This is a genomic window from Paenibacillus sp. FSL M7-1414 (assembly GCF_038003195.1).
Classification (GTDB): Bacteria; Bacillota; Bacilli; order Paenibacillales; family Paenibacillaceae; genus Paenibacillus; species Paenibacillus amylolyticus.
Window position 1 is genome coordinate 6951041 of record NZ_JBBOOS010000001.1, and the last position, 22831, is coordinate 6973871.

General features: G+C 44.3%; 24 protein-coding genes and 1 tRNA gene. 5 read left to right on the plus strand and 20 right to left on the minus strand.

Annotated elements, in window-relative coordinates:
- Positions 1-401: 401 nt before the first annotated feature.
- The 4 genes from MHH92_RS30230 to rpsF all read right to left on the minus strand — a co-directional run bounded on the left by MHH92_RS30230 (position 402) and on the right by rpsF (position 2380).
- Positions 402-995, minus strand: coding sequence for a M15 family metallopeptidase (locus MHH92_RS30230; protein ID WP_340907599.1), 594 nt, complete (start codon positions 993-995; stop codon positions 402-404).
- Positions 996-1223: 228 nt separating this feature from the next.
- Positions 1224-1496: a 30S ribosomal protein S18 gene (gene rpsR, locus MHH92_RS30235; RefSeq protein ID WP_017691433.1), complete on the minus strand. Its 273-nt coding sequence runs from the start codon at positions 1494-1496 to the stop codon at positions 1224-1226.
- Between the two features lie 56 nt (positions 1497-1552).
- Positions 1553-2038 carry a single-stranded DNA-binding protein gene (gene ssb / locus MHH92_RS30240; protein ID WP_017691432.1) on the minus strand — a complete coding sequence of 162 codons (486 nt, stop codon included), beginning with the start codon at positions 2036-2038 and terminating at the stop codon, positions 1553-1555.
- Positions 2039-2086: 48 nt separating this feature from the next.
- Positions 2087-2380 (minus strand): 30S ribosomal protein S6, encoded by a 294-nt coding sequence (gene rpsF, locus MHH92_RS30245; RefSeq protein ID WP_036611944.1) that lies wholly within the window; start codon positions 2378-2380, stop codon positions 2087-2089.
- 202 nt (positions 2381-2582) lie between these two features.
- Here rpsF and MHH92_RS30250 point away from each other — a divergent pair, with 202 nt between their 5' ends.
- Positions 2583-2777, plus strand: a complete 195-nt coding sequence (locus MHH92_RS30250) for a YjzC family protein (RefSeq protein ID WP_036671877.1) — start codon at positions 2583-2585, stop codon at positions 2775-2777.
- A 438-nt stretch (positions 2778-3215) separates the two neighbouring features.
- Here MHH92_RS30250 and MHH92_RS30255 read toward each other — a convergent pair.
- From MHH92_RS30255 to MHH92_RS30270, 4 genes are all read right to left on the minus strand, one after another.
- A tRNA-Ser gene (locus MHH92_RS30255) sits at positions 3216-3306 on the minus strand.
- A 103-nt stretch (positions 3307-3409) separates the two neighbouring features.
- Positions 3410-3619 (minus strand): DUF951 domain-containing protein, encoded by a 210-nt coding sequence (locus tag MHH92_RS30260; protein ID WP_036611950.1) that lies wholly within the window; start codon positions 3617-3619, stop codon positions 3410-3412.
- Positions 3609-4550 (minus strand): mechanosensitive ion channel family protein, encoded by a 942-nt coding sequence (locus MHH92_RS30265; RefSeq protein WP_340907601.1) that lies wholly within the window; start codon positions 4548-4550, stop codon positions 3609-3611. The genes MHH92_RS30260 and MHH92_RS30265 overlap by 11 nt, the downstream gene beginning before the upstream one ends.
- A 14-nt stretch (positions 4551-4564) precedes the next feature.
- Entirely contained in the window at positions 4565-4828 is a 264-nt protein-coding gene (locus MHH92_RS30270; RefSeq protein ID WP_017691427.1) for a DUF3343 domain-containing protein, read from the minus strand.
- Between the two features lie 117 nt (positions 4829-4945).
- On the opposite strand from MHH92_RS30270, the gene yyaC reads away from it, so the two are divergent.
- A complete protein-coding gene (gene yyaC, locus MHH92_RS30275) occupies positions 4946-5551 on the plus strand; it encodes a spore protease YyaC (protein WP_036611957.1) in 606 nt (201 codons plus the stop codon).
- On the opposite strand, the gene MHH92_RS30280 is transcribed toward yyaC, so the two are convergent.
- From MHH92_RS30280 to rpmH, 12 genes are all read right to left on the minus strand, one after another.
- Entirely contained in the window at positions 5526-6026 is a 501-nt protein-coding gene (locus tag MHH92_RS30280) for a DUF4446 family protein (RefSeq protein WP_036611960.1), read from the minus strand. The two genes, yyaC and MHH92_RS30280, sit on opposite strands and share 26 nt — an antisense overlap.
- A gap of 140 nt (positions 6027-6166) precedes the next feature.
- Positions 6167-7321: an aminotransferase class V-fold PLP-dependent enzyme gene (locus MHH92_RS30285; RefSeq protein ID WP_340907602.1), complete on the minus strand. Its 1155-nt coding sequence runs from the start codon at positions 7319-7321 to the stop codon at positions 6167-6169.
- 161 nt (positions 7322-7482) lie between these two features.
- Positions 7483-8328 (minus strand): ParB/RepB/Spo0J family partition protein, encoded by an 846-nt coding sequence (locus tag MHH92_RS30290; protein WP_036611964.1) that lies wholly within the window; start codon positions 8326-8328, stop codon positions 7483-7485.
- A complete protein-coding gene (locus MHH92_RS30295) occupies positions 8321-9082 on the minus strand; it encodes a ParA family protein (RefSeq protein WP_036611966.1) in 762 nt (253 codons plus the stop codon). The genes MHH92_RS30290 and MHH92_RS30295 overlap by 8 nt, the downstream gene beginning before the upstream one ends.
- Before the next feature lie 189 nt (positions 9083-9271).
- Positions 9272-10090, minus strand: coding sequence for a nucleoid occlusion protein (gene noc / locus MHH92_RS30300; RefSeq protein ID WP_036611968.1), 819 nt, complete (start codon positions 10088-10090; stop codon positions 9272-9274).
- 515 nt (positions 10091-10605) lie between these two features.
- The gene (rsmG, locus tag MHH92_RS30305) at positions 10606-11328 is read right to left on the minus strand and encodes a 16S rRNA (guanine(527)-N(7))-methyltransferase RsmG (protein WP_036611970.1); all 723 of its coding nucleotides are present in this window, start codon (positions 11326-11328) and stop codon (positions 10606-10608) included.
- Positions 11328-13217 (minus strand): tRNA uridine-5-carboxymethylaminomethyl(34) synthesis enzyme MnmG, encoded by a 1890-nt coding sequence (mnmG, locus tag MHH92_RS30310; protein ID WP_036611972.1) that lies wholly within the window; start codon positions 13215-13217, stop codon positions 11328-11330. The genes rsmG and mnmG overlap by 1 nt, the downstream gene beginning before the upstream one ends.
- A gap of 222 nt (positions 13218-13439) precedes the next feature.
- The gene (mnmE, locus tag MHH92_RS30315) at positions 13440-14816 is read right to left on the minus strand and encodes a tRNA uridine-5-carboxymethylaminomethyl(34) synthesis GTPase MnmE (RefSeq protein WP_036671881.1); all 1377 of its coding nucleotides are present in this window, start codon (positions 14814-14816) and stop codon (positions 13440-13442) included.
- Between the two features lie 210 nt (positions 14817-15026).
- Positions 15027-15728 (minus strand): RNA-binding cell elongation regulator Jag/EloR, encoded by a 702-nt coding sequence (gene jag / locus MHH92_RS30320; protein WP_036611977.1) that lies wholly within the window; start codon positions 15726-15728, stop codon positions 15027-15029.
- Complete coding sequence (locus MHH92_RS30325; protein ID WP_036611979.1) at positions 15725-16603, minus strand: YidC/Oxa1 family membrane protein insertase; 879 nt, start codon at positions 16601-16603, stop codon at positions 15725-15727. Before MHH92_RS30325 ends, jag begins: the two co-directional genes overlap by 4 nt.
- Positions 16604-16678: 75 nt before the next feature.
- Positions 16679-17029: a ribonuclease P protein component gene (gene rnpA, locus MHH92_RS30330; RefSeq protein WP_036611981.1), complete on the minus strand. Its 351-nt coding sequence runs from the start codon at positions 17027-17029 to the stop codon at positions 16679-16681.
- Between the two features lie 358 nt (positions 17030-17387).
- Positions 17388-17522, minus strand: coding sequence for a 50S ribosomal protein L34 (rpmH, locus tag MHH92_RS30335; protein WP_017691413.1), 135 nt, complete (start codon positions 17520-17522; stop codon positions 17388-17390).
- A 576-nt stretch (positions 17523-18098) separates the two neighbouring features.
- Here rpmH and MHH92_RS30340 point away from each other — a divergent pair.
- The 3 genes from MHH92_RS30340 to gntK all read left to right on the plus strand — a co-directional run bounded on the left by MHH92_RS30340 (position 18099) and on the right by gntK (position 21959).
- The gene (locus MHH92_RS30340; protein WP_340907603.1) at positions 18099-18773 is read left to right on the plus strand and encodes a GntR family transcriptional regulator; all 675 of its coding nucleotides are present in this window, start codon (positions 18099-18101) and stop codon (positions 18771-18773) included.
- Positions 18774-18983: 210 nt separating this feature from the next.
- Complete coding sequence (locus MHH92_RS30345; protein WP_340907604.1) at positions 18984-20345, plus strand: GntT/GntP/DsdX family permease; 1362 nt, start codon at positions 18984-18986, stop codon at positions 20343-20345.
- A gap of 66 nt (positions 20346-20411) precedes the next feature.
- Positions 20412-21959 (plus strand): gluconokinase, encoded by a 1548-nt coding sequence (gene gntK, locus MHH92_RS30350; protein ID WP_253504621.1) that lies wholly within the window; start codon positions 20412-20414, stop codon positions 21957-21959.
- Positions 21960-22831: the final 872 nt, after the last annotated feature.

Genomic DNA, 22831 nt, shown 5'->3' on the forward strand with positions numbered 1-22831 from the left:
GAATTTGAGAGGCGTTATCTTGTTTTTGGCTGTGAGGAATACATAGGCAATTGGTCAAAGTAACATATACATAACATACTAGTTACATCTAGTGTATGTGTATGCTTTGTATTAAGTAGACAATCTTAATTTTGCGTGAGGTAAATGTTATATATATGAGTGATGATTATATCTCGATCTATAGCTGAATTTTATTTAATCAGAGCCGTTATGCTTACAATTGAAATAATATGTGCGATCAAAGTAAAAAATCTAGTTAATCTAGTATAGTTTTATTTATTTGCTAATGTAAAGACCAAATTGTCATCTTTTATCATTTATTTTACAAAAGAAAGAAAAAAGCCCTGCATAATGCAGAGCTTATCTAATAATTATTCATTTAAGTGTATATATAACACCTTTTACTGAGAGTGAGGAGGTCTTTTACCACGTTTTAACTCATTAATACTCAAACCAAAATCCATCTGCAAGTGAGGATAGTCCGGAAAGTTTGCCCAATCTCCACCCCAAGTGAAACCTAACTCTTTGGCGAGGTCCACAACTTCCATCCAGTCTGCCTTGCCATTGCCGTTATCATCCCGTTCCATATCCCACACCACATCACCCTCAGGCGTCCTCAATGCAAAATCAATTGCTAATCCGTAGTTATGATATGACTCACCACCACGCGCATTAGTAACGATATTGCCTGCGCTTGAGCGTCCTTGGTTGAATAGTGCATCTTGCTCCTCAGAACTTCGGTAACCGTGGGTGATAACAATCTCTATTCCACGTCTCGCTGCCTTACGTACCAATAATTTCTCATTCTCTGCAACCACAGGATGTAGGCCGGTGATTGGCAGAGCTTCTTGGATTGTTGTCCCGGGCCACATATTATCTATATCACCTTTTTGCTGTAACCACACATATATAATGGAAAGTAAAAGAGTAGCTATAATCCAGGTTTTTAGACTTCTCTTTTTTCTCTGTTTGCCTTTACGTTTGGATGTATTCATATCCACTCCTGGTGTTTATTCTGAAATAAACAGCTATTCCTGCTGCCTGTACCTTTTCAGTAGATTAGACTCTATTATAATTCATTTGAGCCTTGAATGCTTCTATCACCACAGTATTGAATTGTTCCATTTGTTAGAGTGGATCTGTTATTTCTATTACTTCTATTGATATATACAAAAAAGCAGCCGGCTATAAGCCGACTGCTTCGTATGCAAGCTGAGTAAAAACTACTCAGTTGTGTATGGCAATAATGCGATTTGACGGGAGCGTTTGATTGCAATCGTCAGCATGCGTTGATATTTAGCGCTAGTACCTGTTACACGGCGTGGCAAAATTTTTCCACGTTCGCTGATAAATTTACGAAGCAAGTCCGTATCTTTATAATCGATGTGAGTAATTTTGTTAGCTGTGAAGAAGCACACTTTACGACGTTTATTACGGCCGCCACGACGTGCCGGTCTTTTATCGTTGTCTCCGCCTTCTCTTTGCTTGAAGCCCATGCTTTTCAGTCCTTTCCTATCATGTAACCCATATCTCCTAAGAGTATCAGTTCATGTTAAAATGGCAAATCATCATCCGATATATCAATCGGTTTTCCGTCATCGGAAAAAGGATCCTGATTGTTGCTACGCGAATTATTGTTATTGTTCGCGCGTCCGCCGCCTCCATAAGAAGGCTCTTCACGCATTGGTTGCCCACCGCCGCCACCGCTATTATCACGGTTAGCTGACTCCAAGAAACGGACATTATCGGCAATGACTTCGGTCACGTATACACGTTTTCCTTCGTTATTCTCGTAGTTCCGTACTTGAATGCGTCCTTCGACTGCAGCCAGGCGTCCTTTGCGCAAGTAGTTCGCACAGGTCTCGGCAAGCTGTCTCCAGGTTACGACCGGAATGAAATCGGCTTCCTTTTCTCCCCCTTGGCTTGTAAACGGTCTGTCTACTGCCAAAGTAAATTGCGTAACTGCCACTCCTGCTGGAGTGTAGCGCAACTCAGGATCCCGGGTTAACCGTCCGATCAGAATGACACGGTTCAACAATGTAATCCCCTCCTTCAGAGCGTATTGGTGCGTTAATCACGAGTAGTCTTAAGCAGACTTAACGTCGTTGGTAATGAGATAACGAATTACTTCGTCAGAAATCTTCATGAGACGCTCAAGTTCAGTTACAACTGCTGGTTCAGCAGTGAAATGTACCAGAACATAAAAACCATCACGGAATTTCTTGATCTCATACGCAAGACGGCGTTTACCCATAACGTCGTGAGCTGTAACTTCACCACCGCCGTTGGAGATGATGCCTTGGAATTTATCGACTGTAGCTTGAACAACTTCTTGCTCAATGTCAGGACGAATAATGTACATCACTTCATATTTGCGCATAATTTTCACCTCCTTATGGACTCTGGCCCTCAATCTAGGTTGAGAGCAAGGAACGAGCACAAACTCGAACTATATTAATATAACAAATACCGAGTCAAAGTGCAAGCAAACGTTCCCTGTACATATTGGCACATGATCAGCCCGGCTATGGAGCACACTACAGAAGTAACAAAGTAACATAATCTGCAGAGGAGGTTTTATCATGGGTGAAAAAACCGAGTTTGAACCAGGAGACAAAGCCCCAAACGATGGAGAGTACACGGAAGTTGGGGAAAAAAGCTTTGTCACGGAAATTCAGAACCCAAAGCGGGTAACGTTGCAAAAAGGTGAAGCTTTTCCCGAAACAAGCAATCATAATCGCAAGTGGAAGAAGCTGACCAAAGCCCGCGTCCATTAATCGCAATACTTTTTTACGATCCATGTATATAAAACGGAATAAAGCACATAATACAATCAGGCGGTGCACGAGAGAGGTGTGGTTCCGTTGGACAACGAAGCCGATCATTCGCTGTTGGAGATTCATCACGTAATTTAAGAAGCAAGTGGTTATGTGTAGTAAGGCCCTTCGTCTGAAGCACGCGTATTGCTACGTGCAGTACACCAAGTGTCTGATTGTTACGACCGATTGTTTCCTAACAAACAAATGCACCGCCGGATAAAGAGCCCTTCGGGGCTCTTTGTTTTTCGTTCGAGTCATTAATGATGCATCTGATATGGATACATGTTCAATACATATTCGATAAAACGTTATACCAAAAAAGACTTTCCTAATGGAAAGTCTTCTTATCGATCTTTTTATTAAACTCAATGTGTATTGAGTAAATTACAATTGAAGTGGCGGAAAGGGTGGGATTCGAACCCACGCACGCTGTGACACGCCTAACTGATTTCGAGTCAGCCCCCTTGGGCCTCTTGGGTACCTTTCCGCAGCAATATTGATTATAGCATGATCATTTACAGAACGCAACACTCCTACGGAGCCTGCATGTAAACGTTATTACGCATACTGCATACCGAATTATTGCAAGATCAGGATTCAGTGGAATCTTCGGCTGAACGCAGTACCTTCTTCATGTTTTTCTCGAATTTCGCTCTTGGAATCAACACGCTGTGTTTACATCCGACACACTTGATCCGAATATCCATACCCATACGAATGATCTCCATCTCATTGCTGCCACAGGGATGCTGCTTCTTCATCTGCACGATATCCCCAAGCTGGAAACTTTTACGCTCCACCTGTGCCATCCCCCTCATCTTTCTCCAAAGCTACTGCCTGTTCCAATACAGCTTGATTGCTCATCTCATGATACTCCAGCGTTTTTTTCACATCGCCCTGAATCTGACGTTCCACCGAAGCACGAGAGTTAGGCATACATTCAGCCACAATTCGCACCACATACTCAGATGTAGACATCGACTGTATACCGAGCACATCCGGCACCTTCACAATATTTAGGTCACGCTCTTCGATCCCGACCAAAGACTTTTTAACCAGATGTACTGACTCATCGAGACTTAAGTCCGCCTTCATCGGAATATCCACTACAGCCAGCGAATTCGACATGGAGTAGTTCGTTACACTTGCAATCGCCCCGTTTGGGATAATGTGCACTTCACCTTGCCAGCTGACCAGTTTGGTAGTTCTAAGTCCGATCACTTCAACCGTTCCCTTGTAGGTTCCTGTCTGAATAACATCCCCCACAGCGAACTGGTCCTCCAATATAATGAAGAAACCGGTAATAACATCCTTGACCAGACCCTGTGCACCAAAACCAATGGCAAGCCCGAGCACACCGGCACTAGCGAGTAGCGGTCCAACTTGGATATTGATCTCAGATAACAGTAGCAGAATCATAATGAAATTACATGTTATGGAGGTCGCATTTTTCAACAGTTCCCCTACGGTTACGAATCTGCGTGGATTCACGCGAATCTTGCCTTCCTGCTTGCGTTCCATGGAACGATCTATAATTCGATAGACTACCTTAATGACAATACGGGTGATGATAAAAATAATGATGATCCGGATTGAGCTGAACATAATGTTAAGCCACATTTCTGGATCTGCAATTTTGTTCCAGACTTTATCCGTCCAACGAAGGGCTTCATCCACGGCGGCTACCGGACCGCTAGCTGTAATCCCTTGAGCAAACTGAAATGACAACATTCATCATCCCTCCTCTACATCGGTATGTTATCATAGCTATCTTCTGTTTTGAAATAGAGGCCTCGGATCTCTACGAACTCGTTACGAATGATCTTCTGTACTCGCTCCAGATCCTCTTTTGGAAACTGAATACATAGCGCACACCCTGCTGTAATTTCTTTTGGTGTAGGGAACAAATCAATCTCTATCTCGGCAAACTCCAGCAGCATTTCAGCACGCAGTGCCTGCTGGGTTGAATCAAATGCAATCAGCATCCAATCGTTAATCCATTCGTCCATGTTCGGCTCCTTTCGCCATACGTCCAACCCTAGAGAAAAAGCTTGTCCTCGTGAAGTATAAAACGCTCTACCTTTCCATATACTGTTACTACTATTCCAAGGGAAAGGATAGATCCTATGAATCCTACTTCGCGTTCCTTTTCATCACAAGACATGACCAGTTTGAAAATCCCCCATACCGATCCAGGTATTCACTCAGCCATTACCCATCGTTTAATGTTCCATCTCTACAAAGCCCATTCTCTGCAAAATGTAGTGATTGTCTGCATCGGCACAGATCGCTCAACAGGCGACTGCCTTGGTCCTCTGGTCGGATCAGCCCTTTCCAAGTGGGACAGCCCTTTATTCCATCTATATGGTACCTTGGATGAACCAGTCCATGCGATGAACCTGCAAGATACACTCCACAACATACAGAAAACACACCATAACCCTTATGTGATTGGCATTGACGCATGTCTCGGACAATCATCCAGTGTAGGATGCATTCAAGTTGTGAATGGCCCACTCAAGCCGGGTGCGGGGGTAAATAAAGAATTACCGCCGGTCGGCGATATCCATCTGACAGGTATCGTTAACGTCGGCGGCTTTATGGAATACTTTGTTCTACAGAACACACGGCTCAGTCTTGTTATGCGCATGTCCGAGATTATATCCAGCAGTCTGTACTCGGCCATCCGGGAATGGCATACACGTTCTACTCTGCTTGCTGTGCCAGAGTAATAGCTTCCTTTTCCTCTGGGGACAGAGTATACGTGGACTCTCCCCCTTTAAGAGGTTTGGCATATACGTAAGAACCGTCACGGTTATATATCCCCGTAAGGATCATGCCATCCTGGCTATCGTTAATCATGGCCATTGAGAAGCTCAGATCACTGCCACGCTCTCCATATGCATTGTACCTTTTCACGCCAACTTTACCTTGAATGCGGGTCAGCTTTTGCATGACAACTTGCAGCTGATTCGTTTGCAGTTTGTGTTCATCCTCAATGCTGTCCATCTGAATTTTCAGATTAACCAGCAACGATTCCAGGTCCTCTACTCCACTGCCAGCCATCATGGCTTCATATTTACGTTTAAACTTTCGTAACTTTGCCCCTTGAACAATACTCACAATCAGCAAGATCACCGTAAGTAATGCCATTCCGCCAATAATCCATAACAGCTGTTCCAGAATCAGCTCGTTTAATTCAGCCATGTAATTGCAACTACCCCTCTATATTTTTGATCAGATTAACGTCTGTCCTGTAATATTATCATTCTTTATAAATCAACCCGATATCCATAAGCTTAATCAAGCAACCCGATATCAAATGAGTTCATCATTTCAACTCTAATCTAGTCTGCCCCAGTCAATTCCAACACTGCCTTAACGAGTGCTTCCACATGTTCTCTAGTTGAATTGTACCCCACACTGGCCCTTACTGCTCCGGTAGCGGTTGTACCAGCAGATTCGTGTGCAAGCGGTGTGCAATGAAAACCGGAGCGAACCGCAATCCCATAATTCCGATCTAAACGGAAGGCGAGTTGTGCTGAATCATACCCATCTACAGTAAAAGATACTAATCCGGTGCGTGGCTGTCCAATCTCTGGACCAAGCATTCGTATACCCTTAACGGATGACAGCCCATCCATTATATGTTGGGTCAGTTCCCACTCATGTTGGTAGATGAACGCTGGTGTCATCTCAAGTACATGTTTCACACCCGCATTCAGCCCTGCGATCCCGACTGTATTCGGTGTCCCCGCTTCATACCGATCAGGACGCACCTTTGGCTGCTCAAGAGCTTCTGACTGACTTCCTGTTCCTCCATGAAGTAAAGGCTCTATATCGAGCTCTGGAGCAATGTACAAGCCCCCTGTACCCTGAGGACCAAGCAGTCCCTTATGCCCTGGAAAAGCCAACATATCAATGCCCAATTGTTGTACATTCACAGGCATAACCCCAGCACTCTGAGCTGCATCTACCAATAAGATCGCCTGATGTTTACGACATAGGAGCGATATTTCTCCAATAGGAAGAATACTGCCAAGCAGATTCGAACTATGTGTACATACCACCAATCTGGTATTGGAACGAAACATACGTTCCATTTGCATCAGATCAATGGCGCCCGAAGCATCAACAGGTACATAATCAATCTCTACATTTCGGAGTCTTCGCATGTACTCCAGTGGTCGTCTGACTGAGTTATGTTCAGCCATGGTGGCAATCACATGGTCGCACTCTCTGATCGAGCCTTGAATAGCTAGATTTAGCGCTTCTGTCGTATTTGATCCGAATGCAATATCATTCGCATTTTTGATTCCAAAGATATTGGATATGGATTTTCTCGCCTCGAACAATACACGACTTGCCTGAACAGCCATACGGTGACTTCCTCTGCCAGGATTAGCTCCGGCAATCTCCAATGCACTCAACATCGCATCACCGACAGCAGGTGGTTTGGGCCAAGATGTTGCTGCATGATCTAGATAGATAACTCCCTCCACCTCACAACCACCTCTGTCCTATAAATTAATAATTCGCCTGCACATACTGCACATATAACCCTATAAACAAAGAATGACATATCGTTTCTCCATGGTACAGAGGCGATATGTCATGACATGAGTAAGCCCCGCATGTTGTTAATGAATCATAGACCCGACTGTTATTGTAACAATTCCAATAGCCGTTCCAGATCCTGTTGACTGTAGTAGTTGAGCTCAATTTTACCTTTATCTTTATTGTGCTTGATTTTCACTGTGGTTTTGAAACGTTCACGAAGAGATTCTTCCAATGTATCAATGAATGGATCTTTCTTTTTTAACTTCGATTTGGCTTTAGCCTCACCTGTTTTGGAGCGATCCAGTTGTTGAACAGCTTCCTCCAACTCACGTACACTCCATTGCTGATCAATGGTCTGTTTTGCAAGCTGCTTCACTATAACCTCGTCTTTAACACCTACGATCGCACGTGCATGTCCCATAGATAATGTTCCACGTGAAACATGGTCTTTTACTTCTTCGGGCAATGATAACAGACGCAAGAAGTTAGCAATGTGAGAACGTGATTTACCTACTTTTACAGACAACTCTTCCTGAGTCAACGCGAATTGATCCATTAACCCCTGATAAGCAACTGCAACTTCCATGGCGTTCAGATTCTCCCGTTGCAGATTCTCAATCAACGCAATCTCCATTACCTGCTGATCACTGAAGTTGCGGACTACAGCCGGTACCGTGGCATTACCACAATATTGCGAAGCTCTGAACCGTCGTTCTCCGGCGATAATCTCATAACCTCGTAATACAGGACGAACAATAATGGGTTGTATGACACCATGCTGACGAATGGACTCAGCCAGTTCATGTATTGCGCCCTCATCAAATACTTTACGTGGTTGATAGGGGTTAGCCCGCAGTTGACTAATCGGGATTTCTACGACTTTATCATCGTCATTAATTGAAAGCGAAGGAATGAGGGCATCAAGACCTTTTCCAAGCCGCTTACTCATAAGAAATCACTTCCTTTGCGAGCTCTAAATACACTTCCGCCCCTCTTGAACGAGGGTCATACGTGATAATGGATTGACCATGAGATGGTGCTTCACTAAGCCGTACGTTACGCGGAATAATCGTTTGATATACTTTTTGTTGAAAATACTTTTTCACTTCTTCAATTACCTGAATTCCCAGATTGGTCCGTGCATCAAACATCGTCAGCAATACCCCTTCAATCTGCAGGGAGGTATTCAGATGTTTCTGTACAAGACGAACTGTATTAAGCAACTGGCTTAATCCTTCAAGTGCATAATACTCACACTGAATCGGAATGATCACCGAATCGGAAGCAGTCAACGAATTGATCGTTAACATACCAAGAGAGGGTGGACAATCGATCAGTATGTAATCATAGTTTTTTTTCACCATGGCGAGTGATTTTTTCAGGCGAACTTCCCGTGATATCGTGGACACCAATTCGATCTCGGCTCCGGCAAGCTGAATCGTTGCAGGTATGATATGAAGGCCTTCAATCTGAGTCTCCAAAATTGCTTCTTGAGGAGGAACCTCATTAATAATGACATCATATATACAATTAGCCACATCTGCTTTATTGATTCCGACTCCGCTGGTTGTATTCCCCTGAGGGTCAATATCGACAAGCAATACTCTTTTCCCGAGTGAAGCCAGTCCTGCACCCAAGTTAACAGATGTCGTCGTTTTCCCCACACCGCCCTTTTGATTTGCTACGGCCATAATCTTAGACAATTACTTCACCTCAAATAAAATAGGAGTCTTTTCTGTAGGTTGTGAGATATTGTTAACAAAAAGCAGGCGGCTATCGTCCACACAAACAACAACTACCGTTCCATCAATATACCGACCGTTCTTTAAACATGTCAGACCTAACTTGCTTTATAGACATAAAAAGCGGCCCATTGCCGCCATAAGCTTCAATTATTTGCGTTTTGGAATATGGATAACGATCTCATAATGATCCTCATGGTCTGCTTCTTTTGTTTTGATGTCCAGACCAGAGCCAGTTACCATATCAATGGATTGGCGAATTGTATTAAGTGCAAGCCTTACATCCTTGGTAAAGGAAACACGTCTAGATTTTTTAATCTTGGAAGATTCCTTGTAGAAGGCAACACGTGCCTCTGTCTGTTTCACATTCAATTCTTTTTCGATAATCTCACCGAGCAACTTCATCTGCAGTTCTTCCGTATCCAGAGAAAGTAATGCCCTTGCATGCCGTTCAGAAATTTTGCGTTCCATCAATGCGGCCTTAATGCCGTCCGGAAGCTGTAACAACCGAATTTTGTTCGCGATGGTTGACTGGCTTTTGCCGAGTCGTTGTGCCAGACTTTCCTGTGTCAATTGATGCAAGTCGATCAGCTTCTGATAAGCGACAGCTTCCTCAATGGAAGTCAATCCTTCACGCTGCAAGTTCTCAATCAGTGCAATGGATGCGGCCTGAGAGTCGTTGAATTCACGCACAATAGCCGGAATCGTATCCAAACCCAATTTTCGAACTGCACGCCAGCGACGTTCCCCGGCAATAATCTCATATGATCCATTTCGCACGCGAACGACAATGGGCTGAATTACACCATGTGTTTTGATCGTCTGCAACAACTCATCAATTTTATCATCATCAAAAATAGTACGGGGTTGATATGGGCTGCTCACAATTTCATTAACCGGAATCTGTTTGATCTCATCTCCGTTATTGCGCTCCGCCAAACCAAACAACTTCGAAAATTGTTCTTTCATTCCGCAGATTACCACCTAGTTTCGTAATAGCTCCCACAGTCTTTGCAGGTGCTTCTTATTCAATAAGCGACCTTTCACATGCATCGTTCTTGGAATAAGTTTTGCCTTTCATAACGCTTTCTGTCATGCAACATCGAACGCATATCCATCTATCTATACATATAATCTATGATCGCTGTGACCCAGGATCGGATACTTCTATTCTATCATCTTTTCTATCATAATCCTATGCTTACCTATTCTTTAAACTCTGCTAATTTTCCTGCTTTTTCTTTGTGAATATTGGAAATATGACGACTTGCACACATTCAATTAATGAAATTGTTCATGAGTTACTGTGCGTAAAATTCATTAATACAGGTTCTTTAAAAGATATGTAATACGAAGTATCTGTAATGTTGATCCAGTCCTCCATTTTAGAAAACAAAAAAAAGAGAATGTTTCACGTGAAACATCCTCTTCATCCATGTCTAAAATTCTATTTTGTTTTGACTTACTTCAAAACCATCACGCAACTATATCAGCGGAGTCTTCATTGGAGTACCTGGTTTGCGCGGATACTTATATGGTGTCTTATCAAATTTCTGAATCAGAATGATGTGACGCTCTGATTCTTCAACCGGCAGCTGGAAAGGATGAACGGCCTTAACCCGTCCTTTCAGCTGATTGAAGCTGAACTCCGCTTCCTTCATTTCTTCACGCGGGTCTCCGCCCTTCATGGCAGCGAATATTCCACTTTTACGAACAAACGGAAGGCAGAATTCATTCAGCACAGCCAGCTTGGCTACTGCACGCGCTGTAACGAGATCGTAGCTGTCACGATACCCTTCTTTGCGTCCAATCTCTTCAGCACGTCCATGGACCAATTCCACATCAGTCAGACCAAGGATATCTACCACATGCTGTAGAAAGCCAATACGTTTATTTAATGAATCAATGATCGTAAGCTTAATATGCGGGAAACAGATCTTCAGTGGTAATCCCGGAAAGCCCGCTCCTGACCCAATGTCAGCAAGCTTATTCACTTTGGTCATGTCAGTATAAAAGGCCAGCGATACCGAATCATAGAAATGCTTGGTATACACTTGCTCCCGATCCGTGATACCGGTCAGATTCATCTTTTCATTCCAGGATACCAGTTCCTGATAATACAGTTCGAATTGCTCCAATTGGAGTTCTCCCAGCTCTAATCCATGTTTCTTTAAGCGCCGCTGCAGTTGCTGTTGAATATCGTCCATTATTGTCCCCTTGCTGCGGTTACACGGTTATAATGCTCCAGGTAGACCAGCAGAATGGAGATGTCGGCAGGAGTAACTCCAGCAATACGAGAAGCCTGACCAATCGAGATTGGACGAATCGTAGCGAGCTTCTGTTTGGCTTCCATAGCAAGACCATGAATCTCATCATATACGATAGTGTCCGGAATTTTCTTTTTCTCCATCTTTTGCAAACGTTCCACGTGGATCAATTGTTTCTCAATATAACCCGCATATTTAATTTGTATTTCCACTTGTTCTTTCATATCTGCTGTCAGTTCTACCTCAGATGGTGAGAGCTGTTCAATCAGTTCATACCCCAGCTCCGGGCGACGCAGCAAGGTAAGCAACGTACTGCCATCCTGAATAGGTGTAGATCCGTACTCTTCCAGCTTGGCATTCACTTCAACCGGGCGAGCTTTAGCCACTTTCAGACGTGCGACTTCCTGCTCGACTTTCGCCTTTTTATCCAGGAATTTCGCATAACGCTCTTCAGGGATCAGGCCAATGTCATGTCCGATTTCCGTCAAACGCATATCTGCATTATCATGGCGAAGCAACAGACGATACTCAGCGCGTGAAGTCAACAGACGATACGGTTCATTTGTACCCTTTGTCACCAGATCATCAATCAGCACGCCAATATAACCTTGGGAACGATCCAGTATTACCGGCTCTTTCCCCTGTACTTTGAGTGCAGCGTTGATTCCAGCCATAACACCTTGTCCTGCTGCTTCTTCATAACCGGAGGTACCATTAATCTGACCCGCCGTAAACAGACCTGGTAGACGTTTAGTTTCCAGTGATGGCCACAATTGTGTAGGCACCATCGCATCGTATTCAATCGCATAACCATTACGCATCATTTCCACTTTTTCCATACCTGGAATTGAACGCAGCATAGCCAGTTGAACGTCTTCTGGCATACTCGTAGACAACCCCTGTACGTAATACTCGGATGTGTTCTTGCCTTCCGGCTCAAGGAATATCTGATGTTTCGGCTTGTCGCTGAAACGAACAATTTTATCTTCAATGGAAGGGCAATAACGTGGTCCGGTTCCTTCAATAAGCCCCGAGAACATTGGAGCACGATGCAGATTATCATTAATAATCTGATGTGTATCCACAGATGTATACGTCAACCAGCAAGGCAACTGCTCATTATCGGAAGATTCTGTTTCATAGGAAAAGAACTTCGGCTTGTCATCACCAGGCTGAATTTCGGTTTTGCTAAAATCAATCGTATCCTTATGCACACGTGGTGGTGTCCCCGTTTTGAAACGAACCAGATCAAAGCCCAGTTCACGCAGATTCTCTGACAATTTAAGAGAGGGTTGTTGATTGTTCGGTCCACTCTCATACATCAACTCGCCCATAATCACTTTGCCGCGCAAGTATGTGCCTGTCGTTAGAACGACTGCTTTAGCCCGATACTCTGTTCCGGTCTGAGTCACAACGCCTACACATTTTCCGTCTTCAACGATCAGTGAATCAACCATACCCTGACGCATCGTCAGATTACGTTCATTCTCCATTGTTTCCTTCATTTTATGCTGGTAGGAGAATTTATCTGCCTGAGCACGAAGCGCGTGAACAGCAGGCCCTTTACCCGTGTTAAGCATCCGCATCTGAATAAAGGTTTTATCGATATTCCGTCCCATTTCTCCACCAAGTGCATCAATCTCACGGACAACATGTCCTTTAGCCGGTCCCCCAATAGATGGGTTACAAGGCATAAAAGCCACCATATCCAGATTGATCGTAATCATTAGTGTTTTGGACCCCATACGAGCTGCGGCCAGCGCGGATTCCACACCAGCATGCCCTGCACCAACGACGATTACATCATAACTGCCGCCATCAAAAGCCATTCCCGTTTACCTCCTTATTCCGCTGCATTTGGTGTAACTCACGCAGACGGATCATGTTCTACAATAATGAAACTACTTCTAACCGTTCATCGGAACTTGCATTCCTATCTATATGAAACCAACACGTAATGGCTACAATATCATTCTATCCTTTGACAACAGGCAGAAATTGTACCTCTCCATCATACACTACGATTTAACTCAATCGGCAGTATATTATTTTTACTTTCCTAGACAGAACTGGGAGAAAATCTGATCAATTAATGCATCATGTGCTGTATCTCCAACAATCTCGCCCAAATGCTCCCACGCCAAACGAACATCAATCTGAATCATATCGATCGGAATGAACTGCTCTGCTGCTTCATAGGCATCCACCAGGGACTGCTTCGCTTTTTTGAGCAAAGCAATATGACGCACATTACTGACATAGGTCAGATCTGCGGACTCCAGTTTACCACTGAAGAATAAAGTAGAGATGGCATCTTCCAGTCGATCCACACCCAGATCATCTTTCACCGACATCGGTACAAGCCGTTCTTCCGGAATGTAACGAAGCAACACGTCACGTTCTACCTGTGGCGTTAAGTCCATTTTATTCATAATGATTATCGATTGTCTACCGCGGATTTGTTCCAATAATTCAATCTCATCGGGATGAAGTGGCTCCGCAGCATTCACAACCATCAAGATCAGATCGGCTTCACTTACGGCAGAACGAGAGCGTTCTACCCCAATCTTCTCTACAACGTCCATTGTTTCCCGGATTCCTGCCGTATCCAGCAATTTCAGTGGGATATTATTGATCGTAATGAACTCCTCGATTACATCACGAGTTGTTCCTGGAATGTCCGTGACGATGGCCCGGTTGTCTTGCGCAAGTGTATTCATCAATGAGGATTTACCTACGTTAGGTCGTCCAACGATAGCCGTCGTGATACCTTCTCGCAGGATCTTACCTTGCTCTGCTGTAGTAAGCAATTTATCAATTTCAGTCATAACCTGACTGGACTTTTCTTTAATAAAATCAGACGTTAACGACTCCACATCATGCTCGGGATAATCGATATTTACTTCAATATGAGCCAGTGTTTCCACCAATGTATATCGTAGATCACGCAACTTGGAAGACAGTTTGCCTTCAACCTGTTTCAATGCAACCGAGAAAGCTCGGTCCGACTTGGAACGAATAAGATCCATGACACCTTCCGCCTGAGACAGGTCAATCCGCCCATTAAGGAAAGCACGCTTCGTGAACTCACCGGGTTCAGCCAGACGAATATCAAGCTGCAACAACAGGTCCATGACCCGTTTAACAGACACTACACCGCCATGCGCACTAATCTCCACGACATCTTCTGTTGTGAACGAGCGCGGTGCTCGCATGACCGTAACCAATACTTCCTCAATCTTTTCCCCATTAACGGGATCTATGATATGACCATAATGAACCGTGTGAGATGCTGCCTGAGTTAAAGGGGTTTTGCTGCGAAAAATCTTTTCCGTCTCCGACACTGCTTCCGGGCCGCTGACCCGGATCACGGCGATACCCGCCTCTCCGACAGCCGTTGATATCGCTGTGATCGTATCACTGATCATAGTTATCTCTCCTTGCTCTATTTTAAATTGCCGTCCCTCTGGGGACGCCATATCCATTTTCAAATCTATTAATGATATATCATATGACATGTTGCTTATCGTATTAAGTCCACTCTTTACTTGTTCTACGCACCTTACCAAATTGCTTCTGTACGAAAAAAGCAATGGCTTCTGCACCGGGCAGGAAGCCATTGCGTCTTCAATTTCGTGTTATTTCGTCGTAATAACCACACGCCGATTAGGCTCCTCGCCCTTACTTAACGTCTTAATCTGCGGGTGGTTTTGCAGTTTTGCATGGATGACTTTTCGTTCGAGCGGAGGCATTGGTTCCAGTACAACTTCCTTACCGGTACGGATTGCTTGTCCAGCCAACCGTTCAGCCAGATCCTCCAGTGTCTTCCGCCGACGTTGACGGAAATTCTCCGCGTCGAGCACAATTCGAACGAAGCTTTCCGAATATCGGTTCGCTACAATGTTCGTTAGATACTGAAGCGCATCCAGCGTCTGTCCACGTCTGCCAATAATCATGCCCAGATCTTCGCCGGCAATATTGAAGATATGTCCATCCCGCTGTTTTTTGATATGCACTTCAACATCCAGTCCCATACCTGCTGCGACCTCTTTCAAGAAAGCAGCCGCTTCTTCATAGGGATTTTTAGCTGCAACATCCTCGAGTAATGCATCCACTTCAGATTTGTATGCAGCTGGCTTGATCGGCTGTGGAACAACTTCCGGTACAGGCAATAATTTCACTTCAACTTTGGCCGCCCTCACCCCGAACAAACCCAGGAATCCTTTTGACGGCTGCTCTAACACTTGTATCTCGACCTTGTCCCGACTTACGCCAAGCTCGGTCAATCCTTGGTTTACAGCATCTTCAACGGTTTTTCCTGACGTAATGACTTTGGTCATTTCGATTTTTTGGCCCCTTTCGACCCTTTCCCAGAGACGGTCGCTTTGCCACCGTTTTTGCGTTTAGCTCCATTTTTGGAAGAGCTATTCTGCTTCACGTTGACCTCAGCCACGATTTTATCATTATTCCGGTAAAGGAAATAGTTTTGCACGATCGTGTAGATGTTACTGTAGAACCAGTACAGCGGAAGTGCTGACGGGAACTGATAAGACATCACAAAGATCAAAATCGGGTACACCCACAGCATAAACTGCATCGGACCCACTTGCTGTGCAGGATTCATACGCATCATCATCCATGTTTGAATGAATGTTGTGATGGCAGCCAGCACTGGCAAAATAAACAGGTGATCGGGTGATCCGAGCTGGAGCCACAAGAAATCATGCGTTCTCAGACTGGAGTTTCCGTAAATTGAGTTATAAAGTGCGATGTAAATCGGCATCTGAATGATAAGTGGCAGACAACCGGCCATCGGATTAACTTTGTTCTCCTGGAACAACTTCATCGTTTCTTGCTGAACTTTCTCAGGTGTATCTTTAAACTTGGCTTGAATCTCCTTCAGCTGCGGCTGAATGGCCTGCATAGCTTTGGAGCTACGGACTTGTTTCATTGTTAGTGGTAAAATCAATGTCCGTACAATAAGCACCATCACGAGGACGGCCAGTCCATATTCACCTTTGAACCAGTTGGCGAATGTATCCAGCGCCAGTGAGAACCAGTACACAACATTGGCTTGCCAAAAAGAATCACTATTCTTTAGATCTTCCGTAGTAACCCCGGCTCCTTGTGGAGTACATCCGGCGAGCACAGTGACCATTGCAATGACTGCAATGAGGAGAATCCACTTCCCCTTTGATGTCTTCAATCGCGACACTTCATAACCCCTCTCTTAACCAATCCATTCCATCGTAAAATCATACCATAATTAGGAGGACAAATAAACCGAAGCTTACCGCTTGCTCGACTTCAAAAGAGAGCCCTTTCGCATCGCATGTAGCAGGCTTTTTTCCATTTCCTTATAGGGCATGTCCAGTGCACCTTTTCTGACGATAAAAATCAGATCCATCTGCGTGACGATCTCATGCTCATGATGACGAACAATTTCCTTGATCATGCGTCTCATCCGGTTGCGTACGACAGCGTTTCCGATTTTCTTGCTGCATGATACGCCGACCCGAAATTGTTCCGTATCTTTACGGCGACAGCCATACACCACGAATTGATGATTGGCAAACGATTTCCCATACCGGTATACGCGACTAAAGTCCGCCCGGTTTCGTAGACGCAGTCTTTTATACACGGCGCTTCTCCTTGCTCTTCTCCACCAATGTTATTGACGGAGGCCTCATTACTGATTTAGTATAGGCTTTCTTGAATGACGGTAAACCGCCTTGGCGACAACTTCATTTGGGATGATTGTTAATCAGCTACTTGAACTGATCCGCATTCATCCGGGATGAATGTTGATTGGCCATTTAAACCTATCAACGATTCATCATTATATAAGGTAAGTTTTCGAAAAATGGAAAACTCACTCAACATACATTCGTGTGTGTTCAGCACTTTTTCGCAGACCATTCAGACCTGATCTGTAGCAGCATCCAGTCTGATTTGAGCTAATTAAGAAAAAAAAGACCACCTCGGTGGTCTTCAATGCATTAAGCACTCAGGTTTTTACGGCCTTTAAGGCGACGTGCGGCCAAAATTTTACGGCCGTTGCTCGTGCTCATTCTTTTCCGGAAACCATGAACTTTTTTACGTTTGCTAACGTTCGGTTTGAATGTAGGTCTCAATGTATTGCACCTCCTCACAAGGAAATACTTATGTGATGAATCACTTTCATCTTCACAGAAAACACCTTTATATATTTAACCATGATCACCTGGAAAAGTCAACTGCAAGACGCAAGGCTTCTCCCTCTTTTATATACACTCTTCATCCCCCCCATAGTAATGACCACAGTCCTTTCACTTCAATACCAATATCAAGCCCCGAAGAGAGTCCTGAAAGTTATCCCCAGACCCTGATCAGATCACCATATTCCAGCTTTTATAGTTATCCACACCCTCCAATACCTATTATCTCCTTCATTTCATCCTGTTTAAAGTTATTCACATGTGGATAATGATTATAGGCTATTAATATCGTCATATTCTAATCCGGTTGTATCCGCTTCAATTAAGGTTTACAAGCTTTTGAGAAAGGTGTAGGATAAAAATCACATCTTGTATACAAGTAGTCCTTTGAAAAAAACATTAGCCGTTAGCTTGTAGCTACAGACTATGGATTGAACTGAATGTCCAGTCCGCAAAATAGTTATGCTATGATCAGTAATGAACTGATTACTTATTAATAGGAGCGTTAGCCATATGTTATTTCCTTCTTCCTGGCTCCAAGGGGCTTCCCGTGGTGAAGCCATTGCCTGCGAATTAAGGCTGCGGATCATCAGCGGTACCCTTCGACCTGGAGAGATTTTGTCGGAAAACCGAATTGCGGCTGATTTTGACAGCAGTCGTTCACCTGTCCGTGAAGCGTTACGAACATTGTCCAATGAAGGACTTATTCGACTTGAACGTATGGGGGTCGTTGTCATTGGACTACGAATCAAGGATGTTGAAGAATTGTATGATGTCCGTTTCCTGATTGAAAGTTTTGTGCAGCAGCGACTTGCTGGTGATGTCCCAGAATCATTAATCACCCAGCTGCGTAACGTGATCGACAAAATGCAACTTGCTGGACGGCATCAGGACGCCGTCGAATTCGCCTATCAGGATCTCGTTTTCCACGAGACCATCATTGAAGCTGCTCAGCATTCCCGTATTTCACATCTATGGAAGAGTATTCGATATGTTGTGATGACCGTTATGCTGCTCACAACGCGCAGAGTATTTGTTCAAGGTGAGCAGAAAGTAAGCGCTGTAATTGAGAAACACCTTTTGCTCGTTGAAGCACTTGAATCAGGTGACAAGGTACTCATTCAGGCTGGAGTCCGCACATATTTCCAAGATTCTGGAAAAACTCTGCACCAAAGCTTTGATTCCTAATGGGTGCAAGGCGTTTGCAATCATATCCGTCGTGAATGATTGCGGCTTAACTTGTCGACAAGTATACAAAATGCGATTTTGTTTTAAATTTGGGCATGATAAAACTACATTTTTCGCCAACACCTTCTGCGGTACTGGTACACATTTAATTGTTGACGATAATTTCACTTGTAAGCGTTCTATATCAGAAATAAAGGAGCACACAACATCATGAGCACTCTTTTTGGACTATCCCACAATGCAACATTATTGGTTTGGACGTTAATTGCGATCGTTTTTCTGATCGTTTTGATCTCCAAGTATAAATGGAATCCCTTTATCACCCTACTGTTGTCCGCATTAATGCTCGGTTTGCTTACAGGCATGAAACCTGCCGATGTGATCTCTTCCATTACCGGGGGACTTGGCGGCACACTTGGAACCATCGCAATTGTTATTGCTCTCGGTACGATGCTTGGTAAGATGATGGCCGAATCTGGCGGTGCCGAGCGCATTGCAACTACATTGGTTGATCGGTTCGGTGTGAAACGTGTGCACTGGGCCATGATGATTGTTGGATTTATCGTTGGTATTCCCGTTTTCTTCGAAGTTGGCGTGATTTTGATGATCCCCATCATTTTTACCGTTGCACGTAAAACCAACATGTCTTTGCTGCAGATTGGTATTCCCATTTTGGCGGGTCTGTCGACTGTACACGGTTTGGTTCCACCCCATCCAGCGCCAATGATAGCGATTGAAGCTTTCAGCGCGGATCTGGGTAAAACCATTTTGTACTCCCTTATTGTTGGTATTCCTACAGCGATTATTGCAGGTCCTTTGTTTGGTAAATTTATTGGTAAAAGAATACACACCGAACCACCAGCAGAACTGGCTGAACAATTCGCAACCAAAACAAACAGCAACATGCCTGGGTTTGGTATTACCCTGTTTACCATATTGCTGCCGGTCATTTTGATGCTGATTGGTTCCATAGCAAGCATCATTGACCCAAATGCCACGAGCGGTTTCACCGTTTTCAGTGAATTTATCGGTCATGAGATCATTGCTTTGCTCATTTCAGTTGTATTTGCCCTCTTTTCACTCGGCTTTGCACGTGGATTCACCAAACACGATATTTCCCGTTTCACCAGTGAATGTCTGGCGCCTACGGCGACCATCATTCTCATTATTGGCGGAGGCGGTGCCTTCAAACAGGTATTGATCAATAGTGGTGTAGGTAACGCCATTGCTGAAGTCGCTACCCATGCCAACATCAACGTGATCCTGTTTGCCTGGCTTGTCGCTGGGCTCATTCGTGTAGCTACCGGTTCAGCAACCGTAGCCATGACAACAGCCGCCGGTATTGTCGCTCCAGTGCTTGCACTCATACCAGGGGCCAATATTGAGCTGGTTGTACTCGCCACAGGTGCGGGGTCACTCATCTTGTCTCATGTAAACGATGCAGGATTCTGGATGATCAAAGAATTCTTTAATATGAGCGTTTCCCAGACATTGAAAACGTGGACCGTTATGGAAACACTATTATCTGTAGTGGGACTGATCTTTATTTTGCTCCTGAGTACAGTGGTATAAATGGAGTATCTATAGTAGAAAGAAATTAAAATCTCATCGCTTTCTGGAGAAAGAAGGATTAAATACATGAACAACTATATGATTGGGATCGATATTGGTACCACCAGTACCAAATCCGTATTATTTACTGAGCAAGGCTCTGTCGTCAGTACCTCAACGCAGGAATATCCTTTGTATACCCCAGCACCCGATGTTGCCGAGCAGGACCCTGAAGAGATTGTACAGGCGGCCCTCCGCTCTGTACGAGGAGTCATGGATCAGAGTGGTGTTGCTGCCGAGCAGATCCTGTTTGTATCCTGCAGCTCGGCTATGCATAGTGTCATTGCCATGGGACAGGATAATAAACCCTTAACCCGTTGCATCACCTGGGCGGATAATCGAAGTGCAGCTTGGTCTGCCAAGCTGCAAGAGAATGGATTGGGCCATCGCATCTATCTGCGCACAGGTACACCGATCCATCCCATGTCACCGCTGACCAAATTAATGTGGCTGCGCCACGATGAACCTGAACTTTTTGAGAGTACCGCCAAATTTATTTCGATTAAAGAATATCTGTTCTTCCGTCTATTCGGACAATATGTCGTCGACCATTCCATCGCTTCCTGCACAGGTTTGCTCAATCTGGAACAACTGGACTGGGACGCAGAGGCCCTTGAGGTTGCAGGCATTACACCCGACCATCTCTCGAAGCTTGTACCTACAACACATATATTAGAAGGAATGAATCACCAATCGGCTGAAAAAATGGCCCTCTCCCCCTCCACGCCCTTTGTTATTGGCGCAAGTGATGGGGTTTTATCCAATCTCGGCGTGAACGCCATTGAACCTGGTGTTGTCGCAGCAACCATCGGAACCAGCGGGGCCATTCGCACTGTCGTGGACCGTCCGGTTACCGATCCCAAAGGTCGAACCTTCTGTTATGCCCTCACAGAGAATCTTTGGGTCATTGGTGGACCTGTGAATAACGGTGGCATGCTGTTTCGTTGGGTGCGGGATGAATTCGCCGCGTCTGAAGTGGAGACAGCGAAACGACTTGGCATCAATTCCTATGATGTACTGACCAAAATTGCCGAACGTGTCCGGCCGGGATCGGAAGGACTTCTGTTTCATCCGTACCTTTCGGGCGAACGTGCCCCTTTATGGAATCCGGATGCCCGTGGTTCCTTTTTTGGCTTAACACTCCATCACCAAAAAGAGCATATGATCCGTGCTGTCCTGGAAGGGGTTATTTTCAACCTATATACGGTACTGCTCGCCATGGAAGAACAGATTGGGCAACCTACCTCCATTCAAGCCACAGGTGGGTTTGCACGTTCTCCTCTCTGGCGCCAGATGATGTCTGATATTTTCAATCAGGAAGTGGTTGTGCCCGAGAGCTTCGAAAGTTCCTGTCTGGGTGCCGTCGTGCTTGGTTTGTACGCTACAGGGCGGATCCAATCGCTTCATGCCGTTTCTTCCATGGTCGGTACAACGCATCGACATACCCCTGTCAAAGAGAATGCTGTACTCTACCAAGAGCTGCTGCCCATCTTTATTCGGATCTCTCGCAAACTGGAAGAGGAATACGCAGATATCGCTGAATTCCAGCGTAAGATGTCCCTTCCCCGTCTCTAAATCATTAATCCATACTTCGTCCCTGCACCAAAAAAAAGAGGGTGTCCTCTAAAACCAAAAATCGGTTTTAGAGGACACCCTCTTTTGCTATACACGCATAATCTATCCTTTGATTTCATATTATACATTCATACACTTCAACCTCCATATTCGATCATCAGCTTACCTCTTGATCCTCATAATTCTCATTACATATGTCTCAAAATGAAGTCATCTATGTCCATTATTCTTATACATTCCATCACAGAATTACCATCTACTTAGAAAATACACCACTGATCTTGTTCAATTAAAAGCATGAGTTTACTCCCCCTCTCCGTCTCCCATCCAGATACTGAATTCGTCGCTTTCACCATCGCCCCATTGGCAAGAAAAACACGAGGGTGAGAGGTCACTCTTTTTCCGATCTCAATCATGCTCCATTTTCACTTCACGGTTATCCACAGACAGGTTATTCACAAACGAAGAATACTTTTACACACAATTTGGCATCATTTGACGGATAACCTGTGTATAAGACATTTTTGGTTTTTGGGTCATTCTGTCGAAAATTAAACAGTTTATAAACAATATATTGTGTTGTGACTAAAAATTATACACAAGTTATTGAATTTGTGGATAAAATCACGCGATACGTTGAAATGCGGGGTTTCTTTTGCTATGATTGTATTACTTTTGGATGTGAATATGTGATCTGACCCATAATATTATCAACAGCCTGTGGATAAAGTTGTGAACAATTTTCCGTTGTTCATACTTTTTTTGTTTTCGACCTGCGGGGGTTTGGGGATAAATTCAACAATATATCTCGTATTTCGACACTGCATCATGGCTTAAGCCACACTTGGAACATGTAAAAGGAGTGACAGTCT